A 19,820-nucleotide genomic window follows, 5' to 3' on the forward strand; every position below is an offset into this window, starting at 1 on the left:
CCCAGGAAATGCTCGAGCGCCCCGGTTGGTTGCGCCCTAGCGCGCGGTGTCCACCCGGGCGACCACGCTCATGCCGGGACGCAGGCGGGCGATACCGTCCTGGTCCGGATCGAGCACGATGCGAGTGGGCAGGCGCTGGACCACCTTGGTGAAGTTGCCCGTGGCGTTGTCGGGCTTGATCACCGCGAACTCCGAGCCGGTGGCCGGCCCCAGCCGCTCGACATGGCCGCGCAGCTTCAGCCCGCCCAGGGCGTCGACCTGGACCGTCGCCGGCTGGCCCACCTTGATATGGGCCGTCTGGGTCTCCTTGAAGTTGGCGGTCACCCAGGTCTGGCGCGGCACGACGCCCATTAGCTGGGTCCCGACGGCGACGTACTGGCCCAGCTTGACCCCCACCTCGCCCACCGCCCCGTCCTCGGGCGCGCGGATGGTGGTGTTGGCCAGGTCGATGCGGGCCAGCTCGACGGCCGCCCGGGCGTTGGCCAGGGCGGCCTCCAGCCCCTCGCGATTGACCTTGGTGGTGGCCAGGGCCTGGCGGGCGATGTCGATATTGGCCGCGGTCTGGGCGACGCCGGCGGCGGCCTGGCGCTGGGCCACCTGCAGCACGTCGCGCTGGCTGGGGGCCAGCCAGCCCTGGGCCAGCAGCGGCTCGGCCCGCTTGATGTCGACCTGGGTCTTGGCCAGGGCGGCCTGGCTGCTGCTGGCCTGGGCCTCGGCGAGCCGGATCTGGGCGGCGTTGGAGGTCTGGGCCTGGGTGTTGGCGTCCAGCGCCGCCTGGGCCGACTGCACCGACGCCTCGGCCTGGGCCAGCTTCTGGCGGTAGATGCGGTCGTCGATCTGGACCAGCACCTGGCCGGCCTTCACGGCCTGGAAGTCCTTGACCGCCACCGCCGTCACATAGCCGTCCACCTTGGGGGCCAGCAGGGTGACATAGCCGCGGACATAGGCGTTCTCGGTGCTCTGCACCGTGCCGGTGAACGGCGGCAGCTTCCAGGCGTAGAGCACCAGCAGCACCCCGCCGACGCCGGCCACGATCACCGGGATGGCCGCGCGCGACCACATCCGCTTCGGCGGAGGCGGAGCTGGCGGCGCGATCGGTGTGGCGGCTTGCGGGTCGGACATCAGGCGGCCTCCACGGGCGTCAGCCGGGCCGCGCGCCGCAGGCGCAGGTCGGAGCGGACGCGCAGGAACAACAGGTAGAAGAAGACCAGGACGGCCAGGATCGCCACCGTGGCGAACACGTCGTCATAGGCCAGCACCGTGGCCTCGCGCGTCGCCTGCTGGGCCAGCAGGGCCGCGCCCTCGCCGCTGCGCAGGGCCGGGTCGGTCAGCACGCCGGCATAGGTCCCCGACAGCTGCTTCACCCGCAGGGCCACCTGCGGATCGGTCAGGCTGAGGCGATCGACGATCGCGGCCGAATGCACCCGCTCGCGCACCGTCATCAGCGTGCCCAGGAAGGCCGAGCCGCCCAGGGCCCCGATCACCTGGCCTGTCGAGAACAGAACGATGAAGCTGACGATGTACTCCTGGCCCATGCGGATGGCGCGCGGGAAACCGGCCAGCAGGGCGGCGGGCAGGAACAGCGCCCCGGCGAAGGCCATCATGCCCTGGCTGAGGTACATCTGCTCGGGTCGGGTCAGGCTAGTCGACAGGCTGTCCATCCAGGCCGCGGCCGCCACCATCAGCAGGGCGATCAGGGCCGGGGTGCTGACGTGCTCGGGATTGATCGTGAAGGCCACGATGACCATGCCGGCCAGGGTGGCCGCCAGCATCACCCACGACAGGCCGGCCATCTGGTCGTTGTTCATGCCCAGGGTCTGCAGCAGGCCGAACGCGCCGACGCCCTGCTCGGACAGCACGATGCGGAACAAGAGGATGATCACCAGCAGGCGCAGCAGGTCGGCGCTGGTCAGCCAGCGCAAGTGGATCAGGGGCTTCCGACGATGCAGCTCGACCAGGGCCGTGGCGGCCAGCAGCACGACGGCGGCGGCCAGGCACCAGCCGATCCAGGCGGTGTCGAACCACCAGACGTAACGCCCCTGCCCCAGCACCACGCACAGCAGGGCGATGCCCGGGGCGAACAGGGCGAAGGTGAGGAAGTCGCGCCACTCGAACATCTGCACGCGCGGGATCGGCGGCAGGCGCAGCAGGTTGACGGCCGACAGGCAGACCACGCTCAGCCCGATCTCGGCCAGGTACAGCCCATGCCATTGGCCGGTGTCCAGGAGATCGGAGGACACAAGCCGCGACAGGGGCAGGGCCAGCTGCGCCCAGCCCACGCCCAGGGCGATGCCGACGATCCGCCGCTCGGGCGGGGCGGCCTCGACCATGTAGAGCAGGGTCAGGGTCGACAGGGCCGAGGCCGCCATGCCCGCCGCCGCCCGCACGGCGATGGCCGACCGCAGGTCGTTGCTGAGCAGGTGCGCCAGCCCCACCACGATGAACAGGCCCAGCCCGATGTCGGCGAACAGCCGCAGCCCGTACTGGAACCGGAACTTCACGGCCAGCAGGCCGATGGTGGCGTTGGCCGCGGTGTAGGCGATCGACAGCCAGGCCGACTCGTTGGTGTAGGCGCCCAGCGAGCCCTGGATCCAGGGCAGGTTGTTGTTGATCAGGTTGGCGCCCAGCCCCTGGGTCAGGCCCAGCAGCATCGACACCGCGCCGTAGGCCAGCCCGTGCGCCCACGTCCAGGGCGGTGCAGGCGGCGGGGCTGGGACGGCGCTGTCGGTCACTTCAGAGGAAGCTCCGCCTTGGGGAAATCGTTCCACGCGACGACCCAAGCTATCACCGCGCGACCTGTGCTAGGCAAGGGCTTGAGGAGACGCGCCCCATGGTCCACCCCGTCTATGCCGACCTGCCCACCACCATCTTCGAGGAGATGAGCGGCCTGGCCCGCCAGACCGGGGCGATCAATCTGGGCCAGGGCTTTCCGGACGACGCCGGGCCGATGGCGCTGCGCCAGAAGGCCGGCGAGGCGCTGATCACCGGCACGAACCAGTATCCGCCGATGCGCGGCCTGCCCGCCCTGCGCCAGGCGGTGGCGGCGCACTACAATCGCAGCCAAGGCCTGGACCTGGACTGGGAGAGCGAGATCGTCGTCACCTCAGGCGCGACCGAGGCCCTGGCGGCGGCCTTCCTCAGCCTGATCTCGCCCGGCGACGAGGTGGTGCTGTTCCAGCCGCTGTACGACGCCTACCTGCCGATGGTGAAACGCGCCGGCGGGGTCCCGAAACTGGTGCGCCTGACGCCGCCGCACTGGCGGTTCGACCGGGCCATGCTGGAGGCGGCGTTCAGCGAGCGGACGCGGATGGTGGTGCTGAACACCCCGCTGAATCCGGCCGGCGTGGTCACGCCCGACGAGGACCTGGCCCTGCTGGCCGAGTTCTGCGTGAAGCACGACGCGATCGCCGTCTGCGACGAGGTCTGGGAGGCCGTGGTCTTCGACGGCCGGAAGCACCGGCCGCTGATCGGCTATCCGGGCATGCGCGAGCGCACGGTGAAGATCGGCTCGGCCGGCAAGATGTTCGGCATGACCGGCTGGAAGGTCGGCTTCCTGTGCGCCGCCCCTGCCCTGACCAAGGCCCTGGCCGGCGCCCACCAGTTCCTGACCTTCACCACCCCGCCCAACTTGCAGGAGGCGGTGGCGTTCGGCCTGCAGGAGCCCGGCGACTGGTTCGAGGCCATGCCCGCCGGCCTGCAGCGCTCGCGCGATCGGCTGGCGGCGGGCCTGCGCGAAGCCGGCTTCGTGGTGCTGGACAGCGGCGGCACCTATTTCCTCAATGTCGACCTGAAGGCCTCCGGGATCGACGAGGACGACCGCACCTTCGCCCTGCGGGCCGTCCGCGACCACGGTGTGGCCAGCATCCCGGTCTCGGCCTTCTACGCGGAGGACCCGGTCCGCCACATCCTGCGCCTGTGCTTCGCCAAGGCGGACGACACGCTGGACGAGGCCGTTCGGCGGCTGGCGGCGGCGCGGGGCTAGGCCGGCTTCTCCCACTCCATCACGACGTACCAGGGCACGCCGCGATAGCGTTCGGCCTTGGCGGGATCGCCGCCCACGGGCGCCGGCTCGTCGAAATGGGTCAGGCGCAGGCCCGCGCCCAGGAAGGCGGCCATGTAGGCCGACAAGGGCCGGTGCCAGTTGACGATCCGGATGCCCCGCCAGGCCTCCCAGCCGGACCGCTGTTCCAGATAGCGGTCGATCCGCACGCCCGGACTGTCGACCCAGCGCTCCAGGATCGGGGCGTCGACCCGCGCGGTCGAGAAGCTGGTCAGGTTGGCGATGAACAACGTCCCGCCCGGCGCGAGGACGCGAGCCATCTCGACGATCGCGGCTTCGAAGTCAGGGATGTCGATCAGGCTCAGGCAACTGACCACCAGGTCGAACTCGGCGTCCTCGAACGGCAAGGCGCCCGCGAAGCCGTCGACGTACAGGCCCTCGGGATGCCGCCGTCGCGCCTGGTCCAGCAGGGCTCGGGTCGGGTCCAGACCCACCGTCTCGACGCCGAAGCCCGACAGCATCCGACACAGCCGCCCCTCGCCGCAGCCCACGTCCAGCGCCTTGCGGAAGCTCCGCCCGCCCAGCCTTTCGCGGACCACGGGATCGAGCACGTAGCGACGGCCGTAGTCGCCATGCTCGCCCATGTCGGCGATCCAGGCGGCGGCGGAATCGGCCCAGCCGTTCGAGGCTGGGTCGTCGGACGAAGGGGCGTCGCTCATGCCGCCTGAATAGCACGGCGACGCCCGGAGCTCAGCCTCAGGCCGCGATCGCCTCGGCCGTCGGGCCGAACACCTCGTAGTGGATGCGGTCGCTCGGCACGCCCGCCCCCGCCAGCCCCGCGACGAAAGCCTTCAGGAACGGCGTCGGTCCGCACAGGTAGAAGTCCGCCTCGGCGAACGGGGTGTTGGCCTTCAGCCAGTCGATGGTGATGAACCCGTCCAAGTCGTGGCTCTCGCCCGCCCGGTCGCCCGCCAGCGGTTCGCTGTAGAAGGTGGTCACCGAGACGCCGCCGTGGTCCTTGGCCAGGGCGCGGACGTGGCCGTCCAGGGCATGGACCCGGCTGTTCAGCGCGCCGTGCACGAAGTGGGCTTCCAGCTCCGGATGTTCCTTGGCGATGTGCTCGACCATGCTGACCATCGGCGTCAGGCCCACGCCGCCGCTCAGCAGCACCACCGGACGGGCCGGCTGGTCGGCCAGGAAGAAGTCTCCGGCCGGCGGGGTGGCCTGCAGGATGTCGCCGATCCGGGTCTGGTCGTGCAGGAACCGCGAGGCCGCACCCAGGTCCTCGCGCTTGACCGAGATGCGGTAGCTCTCGCCGTTCGGCCCGGCCGAGATCGAGTAGTTGCGCTTCTCGCMGGGCGCGTCCGGCAGGTCGAAGCGGAAGGTCAGGTACTGGCCCGGCTTGTGCGGGATCACCTTGCCGCCGTCGGCGGGGCGCAACACGAACGAGGTGATCACCGCGCTCTCGCGGACCTTCTCGGCCACGACGAAGTCCCGCCAGCCGGTCCAGCCGCCTTCGAAGGCCTCGATCTCGGCGCGGATGCCCGCCTCGCGGCCGATCAGGATGTCGGCCAGGAACCAGTAGGCCTCGCCCCAGGCGCCCAGGATCTCGTCGGTGGCCGCGTCGCCCAGCACGTCCTTGATCGCGCCCAGCAGAGCCTTGGCCACGAACGGATAGTGTTCGGCCAGGATGTGGTAGCCGACGTGCTTGTGGGCGATGCGCTCGACCACCGGCAGCACCACGCCCAGGTTGTCGATGTTCTGGGCGTAGGCCAGGATCGCCCCGGCCAGGGCCTTGGGCTGGGCGCCGGTGCTCTGGTTGGCGTGGTTGAACAGCGCCTTGATGTGGTCGTCCTGGAACAGCCGGGCGTACATCGCCAGGGTGATGTCCTCGCCGTACTGGGCCAGGGCCGGCACCGTGGCCTTCACGAGCGCGATCGTCTCCGCGCCGAGCGCAGCCGCCATTGTCTCTACTCCTTGTCTGGGTTTGTTGTCTGGGTTTGGATCGCGGTCAGCAGGCCGCGGGTTGGGAAGGCGCCGCCTTGGACAGGCGGAAGTGGAGGGCCGCGTCCAGGCTCTGGGCGATCCGCGCGGCCTTGGCCTGCATCGCCGCGGCGACCGGCGGCGACATCATCTCGTCGGTGGTCTGGTTCCACAGCGCCAGCCAGCGGGCGAACATCTCCGACGGGATGCGGGCGGCGTGCTGCAGGTGGACCGCCACCGGATTGCCCTTGTAGCGGCCGGTCGTCAGCATCACCGAAGACCAGAAGTCGGTCAGGGTCCCCAGGTGGTKGCCCCAGTCCTCGATCGCGTCGTTGAACACCGGCCCCAGCGCGGCGTCGGCGCGAACGCGGGCGTAGAAGCGCTCCAGCAGGGCCGGCAGGGCGGCTTCGATCTCGGCGGCTTGGGTCGGGTCCATCGGGGAGCCTAATTGATGCGTCAAAAATGCATCTATAAGCCCGTAGCGAAACATGCAATGGAAATACCAGTTCTAAGTAATCACCCTTAGGGGTGCGTGCCCGGAGTCCCGATGCGCCTGACGCGCTACACCGACTACGCCATGCGGGTGCTGCTGCACCTGGCGGCGCGCGACGACGGCGACCTGTCCTCGATCGGCGAGATCGCGGCGCTCTACAGGATCTCGCAGAACCACCTGATGAAGGTGGTGCAGGACCTGGGCAAGGCCGGCTTCGTGCGCACCGTGCGCGGTCGCGGCGGCGGTATCGCCCTGGCCCGTCCGGCCGACCAGATCGTCGTCGGCCAGGTGGTGCGCCAGACCGAGGAAGGCTTCCAGCTGGTCGATTGCAGCAGTTGCGTGATCGCCCCCGCCTGCACCCTGCCCCGCGCCCTCAACGAAGCGACGGCGGCGTTCATCGCGGTGCTGGACAAGTACACGCTGGAGGACCTGCTGGATCAGCGCCACCAGATGCGGGCGCTGTTCGGGATCACCGACCCGGCGGCCCTTCCCGCTTAGGATCAGCCGCCTGGCGCCTAGAACCAGCCGGCCGCCTTGACCGTCGGCGCATGGGTCCGGCTGACCGGAGCCACCACGTCGCCCGCCAGGCGCAGCTCGCCCCCGCCCCGTCGCCAGCGCACGCCCTCCACCGCCTCGGCCGCCACCCACCACGAGCGGTGGGTCTGGAAGCCGTGGGCGCCGGACAGCTCGTCCAGGGCGACCGCGAAGCGCAGGGTGATCATCTCGGCCCCGGCGTCGGTGTGGACCCGCAGATAGTGGTCGTCGGCCTCGATCGCGATCAACCGCGCGCCGCGCCGCTTCGCCGACAGTCGCCGACGGAAGGCGGCCTCGGCCTCGGGCAGGGGCGGCGCCACCACGACCCGGGTCTGGACCACCGCCGCCGGCCGGCGCCAGACCAGGGCCCGGATCGCCATGACCGGGACCGAAATCAGGAACACCTGCCACAGCAGCGGCCAGTACCGCGACGCGATGATGGGCGCGCCCACCACCAGGCGGTCGGACACCAGGACCCACAGGGCGGTCGGCGGCGTCATCAGCACCGTGGTGACCAGCAGCCGCCGCCAGAAGACGCCCGCCCGGCGCCCGACGGTCTCGTCGATCAGGATGCCGATCAGTCCGCCGCCGACGATGCACAGCACCCAGTAGGCATAGGCGTGGCGCGGCGGCAGCATCTCGCTGCCGAACGGGCCGACCGCGCCCAGGAACAGGCCGATCGCCAGCAGCAGCGCCAGGTCCGCGCCGCCGCGCTGAAGGATCGCCCGCAGGTTCGTCACCCCGTCACAGCCTCTCACCCCGACGCGGCGCCGTTCGCGCAGTATCGGCGCCGCTCACGCAACCTCGCCTAGCGCCGGTCGGCGAGCTTCGCAATCTCCGCCGAAACTCGGAGACCCGCATGACCCGCCTTCTCAACCGAAGCCTCTGGACCCTGTACGCCCTGCTGAGCGCGGCCGTGGCGATCTTCTCGTATCGCTACCTGCCAAGGATCGGGCTGCTGAGCCCCGAGATCCTGGCCAACCTGTTCGCCCGGCCCTGGCTGGACGTGCACGTGGCCGGAGCGGCGACGGCCCTGCTGGTCGGCCCGCTCCAGTTCCTGCCCTGGGTCCGCCGACGGTTCCCCGCCGTGCACCGCACCCTGGGACGGGTCTATGTGGTCGGCTGCCTGGCGGGCGGGGTCGGCGGGCTGGTGATGGCGTTCGGCTCGACCGCCGGTCCGATCGCCACGGTCGGTTTCGCCAGCCTGGCGGTCTGCTGGATCACGGCCAACGTCCAGGGCTGGCGCCTGGCKGTGGCGCGCCGCTTCGACGACCACCGCGCCTGGATGCTGCGCTCGTTCGCCATGACCTTCGCCGCGGTCACCCTGCGGATCTACATCGTGGCGCTGCCGATGATGGGCGTCGCGTCCATCGACGCCTATCGCGCCGCCGCGTTCGTGTCCTGGATCCCGAATCTGATCCTGGTCGAGTTCTATCTGCGCGGCCGGACGCAGACGGCCATGACGTAGACAACGCCATCTCCCTTTTCATCCGTCATTCCCGCCACAAGGGCGGGAATGACGGACGATTGGGGGCGAGTATCAGGCGAGCACGCTCTCGCCGACCGCCTGCGTCACGCCGCGCCGGTCCAGCACCTGGACCATCACCGACAGCAGGTCGCGCAGGTCGATCGGCTTGGCGATGTGGGCGTCCATGCCCGCCTCCAGGCAGGTGTCGATCTGGGTGCGCATGACGTCGGCGGTCAGGGCGATGACCGGCAGGGCGGTCCAGCGCGGATCGCGGCGCAGGCGCCGCGTGGCCTCCAGCCCGTCCATCACCGGCATGTTGACGTCCATCAGCACCAGGTCGAAGGCCTCGGCCTCCAGGGCGTCGAGGGCCTCGCGGCCGTTCTCGACCTCGACCAGGTCGCAGTCGAACGGGGCCAGGAACAGCTTGATGACCCGGCGGTTCACCGGATGGTCGTCGACCACCAGCACCCGGCGGCCGTGCAGGGGCGACAGCGTCTCCTCCTCGCCCGGGGCGCCGAAGGCGGCCGCGCCGGCCTCGGCCGTCCCGGCGGCCGCGACGTCGACCTGGAAGTCCAGCTCGAAGGTCGAGCCCCGGCCCTCGCGGCTGTCGACCCGAATCTCGCCGTCCATCAGTTCGGCCAGGCGGCGGGTGATGTTCAGGCCCAGGCCCGTGCCGCCGAAGGTGCGGGTGGTCGAGGCGTCGGCCTGGGTGAAGGCGCCGAACAGCTTGGACAGGGTGGCCGGGCTCATGCCGATGCCGGTGTCGGCGACCGTCAGGCTGATCGCCGTGCGCCCCGTCTGCGGATCGGGCGCCCAGGCCAGGGTCACGTCCACGCGGCCCACCACCGTGAACTTCAGGGCGTTGGACAGCAGGTTGGCCAGGCACTGGCGCACCCGCACGGCGTCGAACAGCAGCATCGGCGGCGGATCGCCGGCCACGGTGAAGGTCAGCTCGACGCCCTTTTCCCGGGCCGTCGGCTGGTAGCCGCCGACAAGTCGCGCGCAGACGCCAACAATGTCGCCGGCGGTGGGGGCGATCTCCAGCTTGCCGGCCTCGATCTTGGACAGGTCCAGGATGTCGTTGAGCAGCACCAGCAGGGTGTCGCCGCTGTCGATCATCAGCTCGACCTGTTCGCGCTGGCGGGCGTCCAGGGCCTCGCTCCGCAGGGCCTGGGCCATGCCCAGCATGCCGTTCAGCGGCGTGCGCAGCTCGTGGCTCATCACGGCCAGGAAGGCTGACTTGGCCTCGTTGGCCGCCTCGGCCCGGCCGCGGGCATCCTTCAGCCGCATCGAGGCCCGGCGCAGGTAGAAGCCCCAGGCCACGCCGCCCAGCACCAGCACGCCCAGCAGCATGGCGATGATGATCGAGGCGTGGGCCAGGCGGCGGTTCAGCTCGACCTCGGCGGTCAGGCGGCGGCTTTCGTCGCGCTTGGACTTCAGCTCGGTCTCGAGAGCCGAGGCCATCTGGGCGCCGTTGCGGGTCAGGGCGGCCTGGGTCTTCTCGTGGTCCTGTCGCCGCCACTGGTCCAGGTCGTGGAAGGCGTCCTCGCCGCGATGCTCGGCCAGGGCGATATAGGCGCTGACCAGCAGCTCGGCCTGGGGATCGCGCTCCAGGGTCTCCAGGGGGATGGCCCGCGCGACGTCCAGGTCGGCCCGGGCGGCGGCGGCCTGGCCCAGCTCGGCCCGGGCCTGGGCCCGCAGCCGCAGGCTGAGGCCGGTCAGGCGGTTGGTCGGATGGTCGATCTCGAACGCGCCCGCCTCCAGGCACTTGAGGACCCGGGTCGGCGCGCGGCGGGCGTTGGCGATGCGGGCGCAGAGATAGCGATCCCAGGTCTTCAGGTCCGGATCGCCGGCGGCCTCGGTCATGTGGTGGTGGACGCCCGCGAAGTGCTCGGCGGCGTCCAGTTCGCCCACCTCGGCGGCGGTGTAGGCGATGTCGTAGATGCGCTCGACCTTGCGCATGTAGAAGGCGTTGCCCTCGTCCAGGCGGGCGGCGGCGCTCATGTGGTCCAGCGCGCCTTCCTTATCGCCGATGTAGGACAGGGTGTAGGAGTGCACCTGGTGGGCCTCGGCCAGCATCGGCCGGGCCACGGCGCCCTTGCGCTCCAGCTGGCCCATGACCTCGGTCGCCAGGCGCGAGGCCTCGGCCCAATGGCCCGAGCGGCCCAGGCTGCGGATGCGCTCGATCGTCGCCATCATCCGGATGTTGGGGCCCGAGCGCTCCAGGTAACGCACCCAGTCGGCGTCGTTGAACGTGCGGAACCCGCCCGACTCGTGGCGGTAGGCCGTGGTCAGCAGGTCGACCAGGTTCAGCAGCTCGGCGTCGTCCTCATCCTTGGCGACGCGGCGCACGCGGCGGGCCCAGTCGTCGAACTGCGGCTGCACCTGGTTGCTCTTGTAGGCGTAGAGCACCGACCACAGGCCGTAGAGGCGCTTGTCGCCGTGCTGCTTCAGCGCCCGGCGTCCGACGCGCTCGATGTCGTCGTTCTCGCGGGCGGGCGGCTTGATCTCGTCGCGGCTGATTTCGCGGTACAGGGCGTCCAGCTTGGCCGACTGCTGCGAACGGGCGAACGCCGTTCCGCCGCTTGCGACGAACAGGGTTGCGATCGCCGCGAGGAACAGGACGTAGCGCCGCAAGCCGTGGTTTCCTGGTGAACCTTGGCAAGGTACGAAAACGGCCTGTATCCAAAGTTAAGATCGACGTGGCGCGACGTTCTGTCCCCAGATGACTCCAGCGGGGGCAAATATCGCCCTTTCGCGGCGGCGTCCGCCCCGCCTCGCGGCGCCGCTAGATCGTGGCCCCGCCGTCCACCACCAGGGCCTGTCCGGTCATGAAGCTGCCGGCCTTCGAGGCCAGATAGACGGCCGCCCCGGCCAGTTCGTCGGGCTCGCCGATCCGGCGCAGCGGCACGCCCTTGGTCGAGCGCTCCAGGGTCGCCGGATCGTCCCACAGCGCCTTGGCGAAGTCGGTCTTGATCAGGCCCGGCGCGATGCAGTTGACCCGCACGTTGTCGGGGCCGAACTCGTGGGCCAGGTTGCGGGCCAGCTGGAAGTCGGCGGCCTTGGAGATGTTGTAGGCCCCGATGATGGCGTTGCCGCGCAGGCCGCCGATCGAGCTGACGATGATGATCGAGCCATCCTTCCGCTCGCGCATCTCCGGGGCGACCATCGCGATCAGCCAGTGGTTGCTGATGATGTTGTTGTCCAGGATCTTGCGGAACTGGTCGTCGGCGATGCCCGACAGCGGGCCGTAATAGGGGTTGGAGGCGGCGTTGCAGACGCAGATGTCGATCTTGCCGAACGCCTTGCGGGTCTCGTCCACCAGCCGCTGCAGGTCCTCCTTCGAGCCGATGTTGGCCGGGACCGAGATCGCCGTCCCCTCGCCGTGCTGGGCGTTGATCTCGGCCGCAACCTCGTCGCAGGGACCGGCCTTGCGCGACGAGATCACCACCTTGGCCCCGTGCTCGGCCATGCGCTGGGCGATCGCCTTGCCGATGCCACGCGAGCTGCCGGTGATGATCGCCACCTTGCCGGCGAGGTCGAAGAGGTTGGTCATGGCGCGCTCCCGGCGAACATCAAAACGATTGTTTGAATTGCCGGCACATTGGGAGGAAGGCCCGGCCAGGTCAAGCCGCCTCAGAAGCGGTAGGTGAAGCCGAACAGCGGTCCCTTCAGGTCCAGGTCGACGTTGCGGCGACCCTTGTCGTTCTCGAAATGCAGGAAGCGATAGCCGCCCATCAGCCGCCAATGGCTGGAGGCGTCGTACTCGACCATGCCCTGGCCCTGCCAACTGGTGGTGTCGCTGCCCCAGCCGCTGTCGATCTGGCCCATGAAGCCCCACTTGCCGTACTGGCCGCGGGCCCGCGCGCCGATGACGCCGTCGAACCAGTTGGTGTCGGCGCTGGCGTCGATCAGGTCGGTGTTGGGCGCGCTGAGCGTGAAGTCGGTCTCCAGCCAGTAGCCCCGGACGCCGGCGGTCAGGTCCACGTCCCACTTGTCGCCGTCGACCACCCGGTAGAAGCCGTTCACGCTGCCCACCATCGCCTTGGTGTCGAGGTCGGGCTTGAGGGGCAAGGCTGGCGGCAGCTCGACGTCGTCGCCGAAGCCGATGTCGACATAGGCGAAATCGACCAGGGCCCCGATCCGGTCCTTGCTGAGCTCGGCCACGCCGAAGCCGAAGAACTGCAGGTTATCCAGGATATTGCCGTCGCCCAGCACGGGGGTGGGCCGATCGGCGTTCAGCCCCAGCGGCCCCTTGACGCTGGGCAGCCAGACATAGGTGCCCATGCGGAACGTCACGTCGTCGTCGGCCCTGGCCTCGACGGCGCTCGCCCCCAGGGCCAGCGCCGCGGCGCAGCCCAGAACCACCGCAACCTTCATCAACCCGCTCCCTGGCGACCCGGGGAGAGCCTGAACTGTCCAGCCGAGGGGTAAATCAGGTGAACACCCGAGACGGGCCTCGGCTTCTCGCCATCGGGGCGCGGTCTCGACAAAAGTTCGCGGGCCATGTCGGATCGCCGACACGGTGGCCGTCCTTCGGGCGCAACACCCAATCCCCTTGGAGAAACGCCATGGACACCCCCGCCCCTTCGCCCATCGCCGACCGCGAACTGGTGCTGACCCGCGTCCTCGACGTGCCCGCCGACAAGCTGTTCAAGTGCTGGACCACGCCCGAGCGCATGAACGAATGGTTCTGCCCCAAGCCCTGGACCGTCTCGCACGCCGAGATGGACATCCGCCCTGGCGGCTCCAGCCTAATCGTCATGCAGGGCCCGAACGGCGAGGAGGTCCCCAATCCGGGCCTTTTCCTCGAGGTCGTCCCGAACAAGCGCCTGGTCTTCACCGACGCCTTCGCCTCGGGCTGGGTCCCGGCGGGCAAGCCGTTCATGGTCGCGACCATCGAGTTCGACGACCTGGGCGACGGCACGACCCGCTACACCGCCACCGCCCGCCACTGGACCGTCGAGGACCGCAAGACCCACGAGCAGATGGGCTTCCACGAAGGCTGGGGCATCGTCGCCGACCAGCTGGCCGAGGTGGCGAAGACGTTCTGATCTGGATTCCGCTCATCCCGGCGAATGCCGGGACCCAGATGGAATGGCTTTGAGGCTGACGCCAAGAGCGCCGAGCTTCTCCAATCATCCACACCGCCATGGGATCTGGGTCCCGGCATTCGCCGGGATGAGCGGAGTTATTTGATTACTACGCGCACTTGCTCCACCCGTGCATGTCCAGGTGGAAGTGGTCGTGGTGCTCGGCGTTGAAGTCGGGGCTCAGCGTGGTGATGAACACTCGGCAGGCCCCGTCCCGCACGCGGCGCAGGAACTGGCCCTTGGGCCCCGGATCGTTCCAGTCGCGGGCCACGTAGACCGTCTGGCCGTCGGCCAGCTTGAAGCCGGCCAGATCGATGGCGTCGGCGGTGGCGTGCTCGCTGACCGGGCCCGCCGTCTTGCCGTACTGCCGCCGGCACGAATAGGTGCCGTAGTGCTCCAGGCCGACCACGCCCTGACCCAGCACCTCGTAGGCGGCCGGCTGCACCACCTGGCGCTCCCAGATCGACAGGGCCAGGGCCTCCTTGCAGACCATCGGCGCGTCCGTCGGCGACAGGCCGGCCATGCCGCCGTCGATCTTCAGGGCGTCGCGCACGATGCAGAAGCCGCCGTCGGTGGTCTCCGGGACCTCCTCGTACGACAGGCCCGCCTTGCGCAGGATCGCCCGGCAGGTGGCGGGGTCGGCGCCGGCCCGCGCCGCCTTGATCCGCGTGGCCATGCCCACCGGGTCGACGATGCTGAGCGGCTTCCACGGCAGGTGCTGGCGGGCGATGCCGCGCTCGGCCACCAGGGCCATGACCAGCACCAGCGACCACAGCAGGACCAGCGCCGTCAGCCCCGCCAGCCGGTTCTGGCGGCGCGTGCGATGCTCGACGCTCTGATGTCGCGGAACGCGATAGGCCATGGCGGGGGGAGCGCCTGAAAGGTTAACGGCCAAGCCTTGCCTTAGGACTTGGCCATAGACAACCCTCTCCCCGGAGCGAGGGCTTCCGAAGGCTTGGCTTGTCGTCCGGAAAGGGCCATCTACCGCGTCCCGGAGACACTCATGACCCCCACCAACAGCTGGCGCGGCCTGCTGAACGCCGAACTGGCCCCGCGCTTCGCCCTACTGTGCCTGGGAATCTGGCTGAACGCCGCCGACACCCTGGTGACGGTGACGATCATGCCCAGCGTCGCCAAGGAGATCGGCGGCTTCCAGTATTTCGGCTGGTCGATCGCCGCCTTCCTGCTGGGCTCGATCCTGGCGGGGGCGTGCGCGGGCAAGCTGTCGATCCGCTTCGGCCTGCGCCGCGCCACCGCCCTGGCGGGGGTGGTCTACGCGATCGGCTGCGCCATGGGGGCCCTGGCGCCGGGATTCCTGACCTTCGTGGCCGGCCGGCTGGTCCAGGGCCTGGGCGCGGGGGCGATCGTCTCGCTTTGCTACGTGGCGATCAGCGCCATGTTCCCCGAAAGCCTGTGGCCGCGCGTCTACGGGGCGATCGCCGGGGTCTGGGGGGCGGCCACCCTGCTGGGACCGCTGTGCGGCGGCCTGTTCGCCGAGGCCGGCTTCTGGCGCGGGGCGTTCTGGTTCTTCGTGGTCCAGGCCGTGATCTTCGTGGGCGCGGTGCTGGTCATGGTGCCGTCGGCCCCCAAGGCCCCCGAGGGCGGGCGCATCCCCAAGCGGCAGCTGGCCCTGCTGACCGTGGGCGTCACCCTGATCGCCGCCGCCGGGGTCGTGCCCGGCCAGGTCACGGCCGCCGTCTGCGCGATGCTGGGAACCCTGGCCCTGGCCGTCATGCTGCTGGTCAACGGCCGCACGGCCGATCGCCTGCTGCCCCGCGCGGCCGGCGACCTGCGCACCGCCACGGGCCTGGGGCTGATGGTGATCTTCTTCTGCGAAGCCGCGACGGTGGGCTTCTCGGTCTACGGCCCGACCTTCATCCAGGCGCTGCACGGCGCCGGCCCCTTGCTGAGCGGCTACGTGATCGGCGGCATCGCGGCGGGCTGGACGGCGCTGTCGTTCGTGGTCGCGGGCCTCAAGCCCCGGCACGAGGGGCTGGCCATCCGCCTGGGCGCCGTGGTCATCGCCGCGGGCGTCGCCTGGGGCGCGTTCGAGATGGTTCGCGGGGGGCTCATCGGCATCACCGCTTCGATGGTGCTGCTGGGCGCGGGCTTCGGGATCTGCTGGGCCTTCCTGGCCAAGCGGGTGATCGGCGGCGCGCCGATCGAGGAGCAGCCCCTGGCCTCGGCCGCCGTGCCCACCACCCAGCTGATGGGCGGCGCCACGGGCGCGGCCGCCGCCGGCGCCCTGGCCAACGCCCTGGGCTTCGCGCACGGGGTCACGCCGGAGGGCGGCCTGGCCCACGGCTTGCTGCTGTTCTACGCCTTCCTGCCGCTGGCGGTGGTGGGCCTGCTGGCGGCCTGGCGACTGGGACGTCCCCAGCCAAGCTTGTGACGCAATCCCGGACCATCCTGTCGTAAGCAGGCGGGCGGGAGATGGGGGATGAGACGTATCGGCGGCGCGACGACGGGCCTGGTCCTGGCGACCGCCGTCCTGTCCCTCCTCGCGCCCGGCGACGCCCGCGCGGTCGCCCGCCATCCACGACAGGCCGCCCCGCCCGACGACACCAAGCTCCTGAACGTGATGAGCCCCGCCATGCTGTCGGTGGAGGTCGCGGCGTTCGAGACGTTCACCGGCCCCGCCCTCAAGGTCTGGCCCGACGGGCGGCGTGACTATCAGGTCGACGGCTGCGCGGTCAGCGCCCTGACCACGGGCACGACGGTGACCGGCCTGAAACTGTCCCTCGGCAAGACGTGCACGGTGGACCTCAACCGCTTCTTCGTCTTCCCGTTCGATTTCCCGACCGCCAGCGCCATGACGATGGGCGACTTCAACAACCGCATCACCGGCAACGACAAGATCACCGCCGACTGCCTGGACACCTGTCCGGACGGCGCGACGCCCACCCTCCACGAGCACTTCGTGGGATCGGACCTGCTGGCCCATCTGGAGGTCGAACTGGACGTGGCGATCGACGACGCGCCGCGTCGGACCGCCTTGACCCATTGGACCTCGGCGATGCACGACGGCGGCGGTCCCGACTACGTCGCCGGGGCCCGCTACCAGTGCGACGCCCGTTTCGACCGCGCCGCCGTCGCCGCCTTCGACAAGATCAAGCCCACCGCGGTGGCCATCGGCTACAGGCTGCCGGTCCCGAAGTGCTGAGAGGTCCGAGGTCCGTCCGGGCCCTCAGGACGCCTCAGTTCATCATTCCACCGATGGCGACGCCCACCAGGACGGGGGCGAGCACCGCCACCTCGTCGGGCGGGGAGTCGTCTGTGGCGGCGCCGATGATCGGCTGGACCATGGCGGTGTCCGAGGCATTGCCTGCCGCCTCGACCACCGCTTCGAGCGACGGCCGGACCGCGACCATCGCCGCCACGACCTCTTCCCGTGACACCAGGATCTCGCTCAGGCCAAGCACGATCGGTCCGCCCTGTTCGCGACGGGAGGACGGCAGGGCCTTCAGGCTGTTGGGGCCGACCACCAGGCGCACCAACTGGCGATCTCCACGCTCGCGCGGCGCGATCCGTTCGATCTGGTCCCAGGTCAGGGTCCCGCCCAGCGCCCGGCTGTAGACACCCTCGGCGTCGATGCGCAGTTCGACCTCACGCTTCGGGAAGGCGCGCCCGCGCCAGAACAGGTATCCGGCCTGGACCGCGAAGACCGCCGTCACGATCCACAGATAACCCGTCCCCCAGGCCGAGGCGCCCTTGAGGCCGGCGATCAGCGCGGCCAGAGCCGAAACGCCCGTTCCCGTCAGTGTCCCGGCCCGGTCGATCCAGCGCTTCCACAGCGCCTTGCGTCCGGTCAGCCAGACGCCCGGCGCGGGGCGCTCCGCCGCGTCCGGAACCAACGCGAACGCTCCGGCCGCGGCGATCCCCAACACCAGGAAGATGGTCAGCCCCCCGCCGGAGACGACGTGCAGGCCAAGCGAGAGCCCGCCCCACGGCAGGAAGAGCGCGAAGTTGTACGCCGCGTCGCCCGCCAGCGGCGAGATCTTGCCGTCGGTGACCTTGGTCAGGGATTTCAGCTGTTCCAACGGTCGTTCCTCAGAGATCGGCTTCGACGATGTCGGTCGCGCCGCAGGCGTGAGGTCGCGTCGATGTCGGAGTAGGCGCCGGGAAACTCATGCCTTCAATCTAGGCGGGAAGCTTCACGGTGGGCAAGCGGCCCGCCGCCCCTCAGGCCTCCGCCAGCGCGGCGTCCTCCACCAGCCTGACCACGTCGCCCATGATCTCGGTGATCTTGAAATCCTTGGGCGTGTAGATCCGCGCCACGCCCATCTGCTTGAGGATCAGGGCGTCGCCGTCGGGGATGATGCCGCCGGCCACCACCGGGATGTGGCCCAGGCCCTCGGCGCGCATCAGGCGGACCACCTCCTGGACCAGATCCAGGTGCGAGCCCGACAGGATCGACAGCCCCACCACGTGGGCGCGGCCCTCCTTGGCGCGGCGGACGATCTCCTCCGGCGTCGAGCGGATGCCGTCATAGATCACCTCCATGCCGCAGGCGCGGGCGCGGGTGGCGATCTGTTCGGCGCCGTTGGAGTGGCCGTCCAGGCCCGGCTTGCCGACCAGATAGGTCAGGGTGCGGCCCAGCACCTGGGACACCCGCTCGACCTGCGCCTTCACCGCCTCGACGTCCTCGGCCTCGCCGGTCGAGACGACCACGGCCACGCCGGTGGGCCCGCGATACTCACCGAACACCTCGCGCAGCGCCCCAGCCCACTCGCCGGTGGTGACGCCCGCCTTGGCGGCGGAAATCGAGGACTCCATGATATTTCGGCCATCGCGCGCGGCGGCCTTCAGATCGGCCAGGACCGCCTCGACGGCGGCGGGATCGCGAGCCGCCTTCCAGGCCTTCAGCCGCTCGACGACGCCCGCCTCCAGCAGCGGATCGACCGTCTCGATGGCCTTGCCTCCGGCCGCCAGCGGCGAGGCTTCGGTGTCGGTCCAGCGATTGACGCCCACCACGGTCAGGTCGCCGGTCTCGACCGAGCGCACCCGCGCGGCGTTCGACGCCACCAGCTGGGTCTTCATGTAGTCGATGGCGTCGCTGGCCCCGCCCATGTCGTCGATCAGGGCCAGCTGCTCCAGCGCCCCCTTGCTGAGTTCGGCCACCTTGGCCTCCACCACGTGGCTGCCGTCGAACAGGTCCTCGTATTCCAGCAGGTCGGTCTCGTAGGCCAGCACCTGTTGAAGCCGCAGCGACCACTGCTGGTCGAACGGGCGCGGCAAGCCAAGCGCTTCGTTCCAGGCCGGCAGTTGTAGGGCCCGGCAGCGGGCGTCCTTGCTGAGCGTGACGGCCAGGGCCTCGATCAGGATGCGGTAGACGTTGTTCTCGGGCTGCTGCTCGGTCAGGCCCAGGCTGTTGACCTGCACGCCGTAACGGAAGCGCCGGGCCTTCTTGTCCTGCACGCCGTAGCGCTCGAGCAGGATCTGGTCCCACAGGCGGGTGAACGACCGCATCTTGCACAGCTCGGTCACGAACCGCACGCCGGCGTTGACGAAGAAGCTGATGCGCGAGGCGACGATCTCGAAGTCCTCGTCGGGAACCTGGCCGCCGGCCTTGACGGTGTCGAGCACGCTGATGGCCGTGGCCAGGGCGAAGGCCAGCTCCTGCTCCGGCGTCGCCCCCGCCTCCTGCAGGTGGTAGCTGCAAACGTTCATCGGGTTCCACTTGGGAACCTCGCGGTAGCACCAGGCGATCATGTCGCCGATCAGCCGCAGGGACGGCTCCGGCGGGAAGATGTAGGTGCCGCGGCTCAGATATTCCTTGATCAGGTCGTTCTGGGTGGTGCCCTGCAGCAGCCCGCGGTCGGCGCCCTGCTCGTCGGCCAGGGCCACGTACATCGCCAGCAGCCAGGCGGCCGGGGCGTTGATGGTCATCGAGGTGTTGGACTGGTCCAGCGGGATGCCGTCGAACAGGGTCCGCATGTCGCCCAGATGGGCGATCGGCACGCCCACCTTGCCCACCTCGCCCCGCGCCAGGATGTGGTCGGCGTCATAGCCGGTCTGGGTGGGCAGGTCGAAGGCGACGGAAAGACCGGTCTGGCCCTTGGCCAGGTTGGCGCGGTAGAGGGCGTTGGACTTCTCGGCCGTGGAGTGCCCCGCATAGGTGCGGAAGATCCAGGGCGCGTCCGGCGCGTGCTGGAACGGCTTGGCTGACATCCTGCGCTTCCCGTTTATCGTTGTTCTTAATTACCAACGATCATGAACCGGGTTTTGCTGCAACGCAACATCGCAAGG

General features: G+C 70.0%; 18 protein-coding genes. 6 read left to right on the plus strand and 12 right to left on the minus strand.

All coding sequences use genetic code 11. The features are described 5' to 3' along the window. Positions 1-36: 36 nt before the first annotated feature. The gene (locus AC1U89_RS08090; protein WP_479899201.1) at positions 37-1,122 is read right to left on the minus strand and encodes an HlyD family secretion protein; all 1,086 of its coding nucleotides are present in this window, start codon (positions 1,120-1,122) and stop codon (positions 37-39) included. Then, positions 1,122-2,732, minus strand: a complete 1,611-nt coding sequence (locus AC1U89_RS08095; RefSeq protein WP_479899202.1) for an efflux MFS transporter permease — start codon at positions 2,730-2,732, stop codon at positions 1,122-1,124. The genes AC1U89_RS08090 and AC1U89_RS08095 overlap by 1 nt, the downstream gene beginning before the upstream one ends. Positions 2,733-2,830: 98 nt before the next feature. On the opposite strand from AC1U89_RS08095, the gene AC1U89_RS08100 reads away from it, so the two are divergent. Next, positions 2,831-3,982, plus strand: coding sequence for an aminotransferase (locus AC1U89_RS08100; protein ID WP_479899203.1), 1,152 nt, complete (start codon positions 2,831-2,833; stop codon positions 3,980-3,982). On the opposite strand, the gene AC1U89_RS08105 is transcribed toward AC1U89_RS08100, so the two are convergent. Genes AC1U89_RS08105 through AC1U89_RS08115 form a run of 3 tightly spaced genes read right to left on the minus strand, consistent with a single transcriptional unit; the run spans position 3,979 to position 6,419 of the window. Beyond that, positions 3,979-4,719, minus strand: a complete 741-nt coding sequence (locus AC1U89_RS08105) for a class I SAM-dependent methyltransferase (protein WP_479899204.1) — start codon at positions 4,717-4,719, stop codon at positions 3,979-3,981. The two genes, AC1U89_RS08100 and AC1U89_RS08105, sit on opposite strands and share 4 nt — an antisense overlap. A gap of 37 nt (positions 4,720-4,756) precedes the next feature. Next, complete coding sequence (gene hmpA / locus AC1U89_RS08110) at positions 4,757-5,965, minus strand: NO-inducible flavohemoprotein (RefSeq protein ID WP_479899205.1); 1,209 nt, start codon at positions 5,963-5,965, stop codon at positions 4,757-4,759. 46 nt (positions 5,966-6,011) lie between these two features. Next, positions 6,012-6,419: a group III truncated hemoglobin gene (locus AC1U89_RS08115; RefSeq protein WP_479899206.1), complete on the minus strand. Its 408-nt coding sequence runs from the start codon at positions 6,417-6,419 to the stop codon at positions 6,012-6,014. A 111-nt stretch (positions 6,420-6,530) separates the two neighbouring features. On the opposite strand from AC1U89_RS08115, the gene AC1U89_RS08120 reads away from it, so the two are divergent. Further along, complete coding sequence (locus AC1U89_RS08120) at positions 6,531-6,974, plus strand: Rrf2 family transcriptional regulator (RefSeq protein WP_479899207.1); 444 nt, start codon at positions 6,531-6,533, stop codon at positions 6,972-6,974. A gap of 17 nt (positions 6,975-6,991) precedes the next feature. Here AC1U89_RS08120 and AC1U89_RS08125 read toward each other — a convergent pair whose 3' ends face one another. Next, complete coding sequence (locus AC1U89_RS08125) at positions 6,992-7,750, minus strand: LytTR family DNA-binding domain-containing protein (protein ID WP_479899208.1); 759 nt, start codon at positions 7,748-7,750, stop codon at positions 6,992-6,994. Between the two features lie 119 nt (positions 7,751-7,869). On the opposite strand from AC1U89_RS08125, the gene AC1U89_RS08130 reads away from it, so the two are divergent. After that, positions 7,870-8,478: a DUF2306 domain-containing protein gene (locus AC1U89_RS08130; protein ID WP_479899209.1), complete on the plus strand. Its 609-nt coding sequence runs from the start codon at positions 7,870-7,872 to the stop codon at positions 8,476-8,478. Positions 8,479-8,550: 72 nt separating this feature from the next. On the opposite strand, the gene AC1U89_RS08135 is transcribed toward AC1U89_RS08130, so the two are convergent. The 3 genes from AC1U89_RS08135 to AC1U89_RS08145 form a co-directional block, all read right to left on the minus strand. Next, a complete protein-coding gene (locus tag AC1U89_RS08135; RefSeq protein WP_479899210.1) occupies positions 8,551-11,115 on the minus strand; it encodes a response regulator in 2,565 nt (854 codons plus the stop codon). 151 nt (positions 11,116-11,266) lie between these two features. Continuing rightward, positions 11,267-12,034 carry an SDR family oxidoreductase gene (locus tag AC1U89_RS08140; protein WP_479899211.1) on the minus strand — a complete coding sequence of 256 codons (768 nt, stop codon included), beginning with the start codon at positions 12,032-12,034 and terminating at the stop codon, positions 11,267-11,269. Between the two features lie 80 nt (positions 12,035-12,114). Next, entirely contained in the window at positions 12,115-12,858 is a 744-nt protein-coding gene (locus AC1U89_RS08145; protein WP_479899212.1) for a hypothetical protein, read from the minus strand. Between the two features lie 191 nt (positions 12,859-13,049). On the opposite strand from AC1U89_RS08145, the gene AC1U89_RS08150 reads away from it, so the two are divergent. Next, entirely contained in the window at positions 13,050-13,532 is a 483-nt protein-coding gene (locus tag AC1U89_RS08150; protein ID WP_479899213.1) for an SRPBCC family protein, read from the plus strand. A gap of 148 nt (positions 13,533-13,680) precedes the next feature. Here the strand turns inward: AC1U89_RS08150 and AC1U89_RS08155 are convergent, their stop codons facing one another. Further along, positions 13,681-14,433: an extensin-like domain-containing protein gene (locus tag AC1U89_RS08155; RefSeq protein ID WP_479899214.1), complete on the minus strand. Its 753-nt coding sequence runs from the start codon at positions 14,431-14,433 to the stop codon at positions 13,681-13,683. Between the two features lie 141 nt (positions 14,434-14,574). Between AC1U89_RS08155 and AC1U89_RS08160 the strand changes: the two genes are divergently transcribed. Then, on the plus strand, positions 14,575-15,963 hold the full coding sequence (locus AC1U89_RS08160; RefSeq protein ID WP_479899215.1) for an MFS transporter: 1,389 nt from the start codon (positions 14,575-14,577) through the stop codon (positions 15,961-15,963). A gap of 48 nt (positions 15,964-16,011) precedes the next feature. Further along, the gene (locus AC1U89_RS08165; protein ID WP_479899216.1) at positions 16,012-16,734 is read left to right on the plus strand and encodes a hypothetical protein; all 723 of its coding nucleotides are present in this window, start codon (positions 16,012-16,014) and stop codon (positions 16,732-16,734) included. Positions 16,735-16,768: 34 nt separating this feature from the next. On the opposite strand, the gene AC1U89_RS08170 is transcribed toward AC1U89_RS08165, so the two are convergent. Then, positions 16,769-17,611, minus strand: a complete 843-nt coding sequence (locus tag AC1U89_RS08170) for a hypothetical protein (RefSeq protein WP_479899217.1) — start codon at positions 17,609-17,611, stop codon at positions 16,769-16,771. Positions 17,612-17,753: 142 nt separating this feature from the next. Then, positions 17,754-19,742, minus strand: coding sequence for a protein meaA (locus AC1U89_RS08175; protein ID WP_479899218.1), 1,989 nt, complete (start codon positions 19,740-19,742; stop codon positions 17,754-17,756). Positions 19,743-19,820: the final 78 nt, after the last annotated feature.

This window comes from Caulobacter sp. 05T431, from assembly GCF_056665975.1.

What these genes read in the sequence shown, in the direction of transcription:
- AC1U89_RS08145 (WP_479899212.1), bottom strand. Translation starts at nt 12,858, where the DNA reads ATGAAGGTTGCGGTGGTTCTGGGCTGCGCCGCGGCGCTGGCCCTGGGG.
- AC1U89_RS08100 (WP_479899203.1), top strand. Translation starts at nt 2,831, where the DNA reads ATGGTCCACCCCGTCTATGCCGACCTGCCCACCACCATCTTCGAGGAG.
- AC1U89_RS08120 (WP_479899207.1), top strand. Translation starts at nt 6,531, where the DNA reads ATGCGCCTGACGCGCTACACCGACTACGCCATGCGGGTGCTGCTGCAC.
- AC1U89_RS08090 (WP_479899201.1), bottom strand. Translation starts at nt 1,122, where the DNA reads ATGTCCGACCCGCAAGCCGCCACACCGATCGCGCCGCCAGCTCCGCCT.
- AC1U89_RS08105 (WP_479899204.1), bottom strand. Translation starts at nt 4,719, where the DNA reads ATGAGCGACGCCCCTTCGTCCGACGACCCAGCCTCGAACGGCTGGGCC.
- AC1U89_RS08175 (WP_479899218.1), bottom strand. Translation starts at nt 19,742, where the DNA reads ATGTCAGCCAAGCCGTTCCAGCACGCGCCGGACGCGCCCTGGATCTTC.
- AC1U89_RS08165 (WP_479899216.1), top strand. Translation starts at nt 16,012, where the DNA reads ATGAGACGTATCGGCGGCGCGACGACGGGCCTGGTCCTGGCGACCGCC.
- AC1U89_RS08150 (WP_479899213.1), top strand. Translation starts at nt 13,050, where the DNA reads ATGGACACCCCCGCCCCTTCGCCCATCGCCGACCGCGAACTGGTGCTG.
- AC1U89_RS08160 (WP_479899215.1), top strand. Translation starts at nt 14,575, where the DNA reads ATGACCCCCACCAACAGCTGGCGCGGCCTGCTGAACGCCGAACTGGCC.
- AC1U89_RS08155 (WP_479899214.1), bottom strand. Translation starts at nt 14,433, where the DNA reads ATGGCCTATCGCGTTCCGCGACATCAGAGCGTCGAGCATCGCACGCGC.
- AC1U89_RS08140 (WP_479899211.1), bottom strand. Translation starts at nt 12,034, where the DNA reads ATGACCAACCTCTTCGACCTCGCCGGCAAGGTGGCGATCATCACCGGC.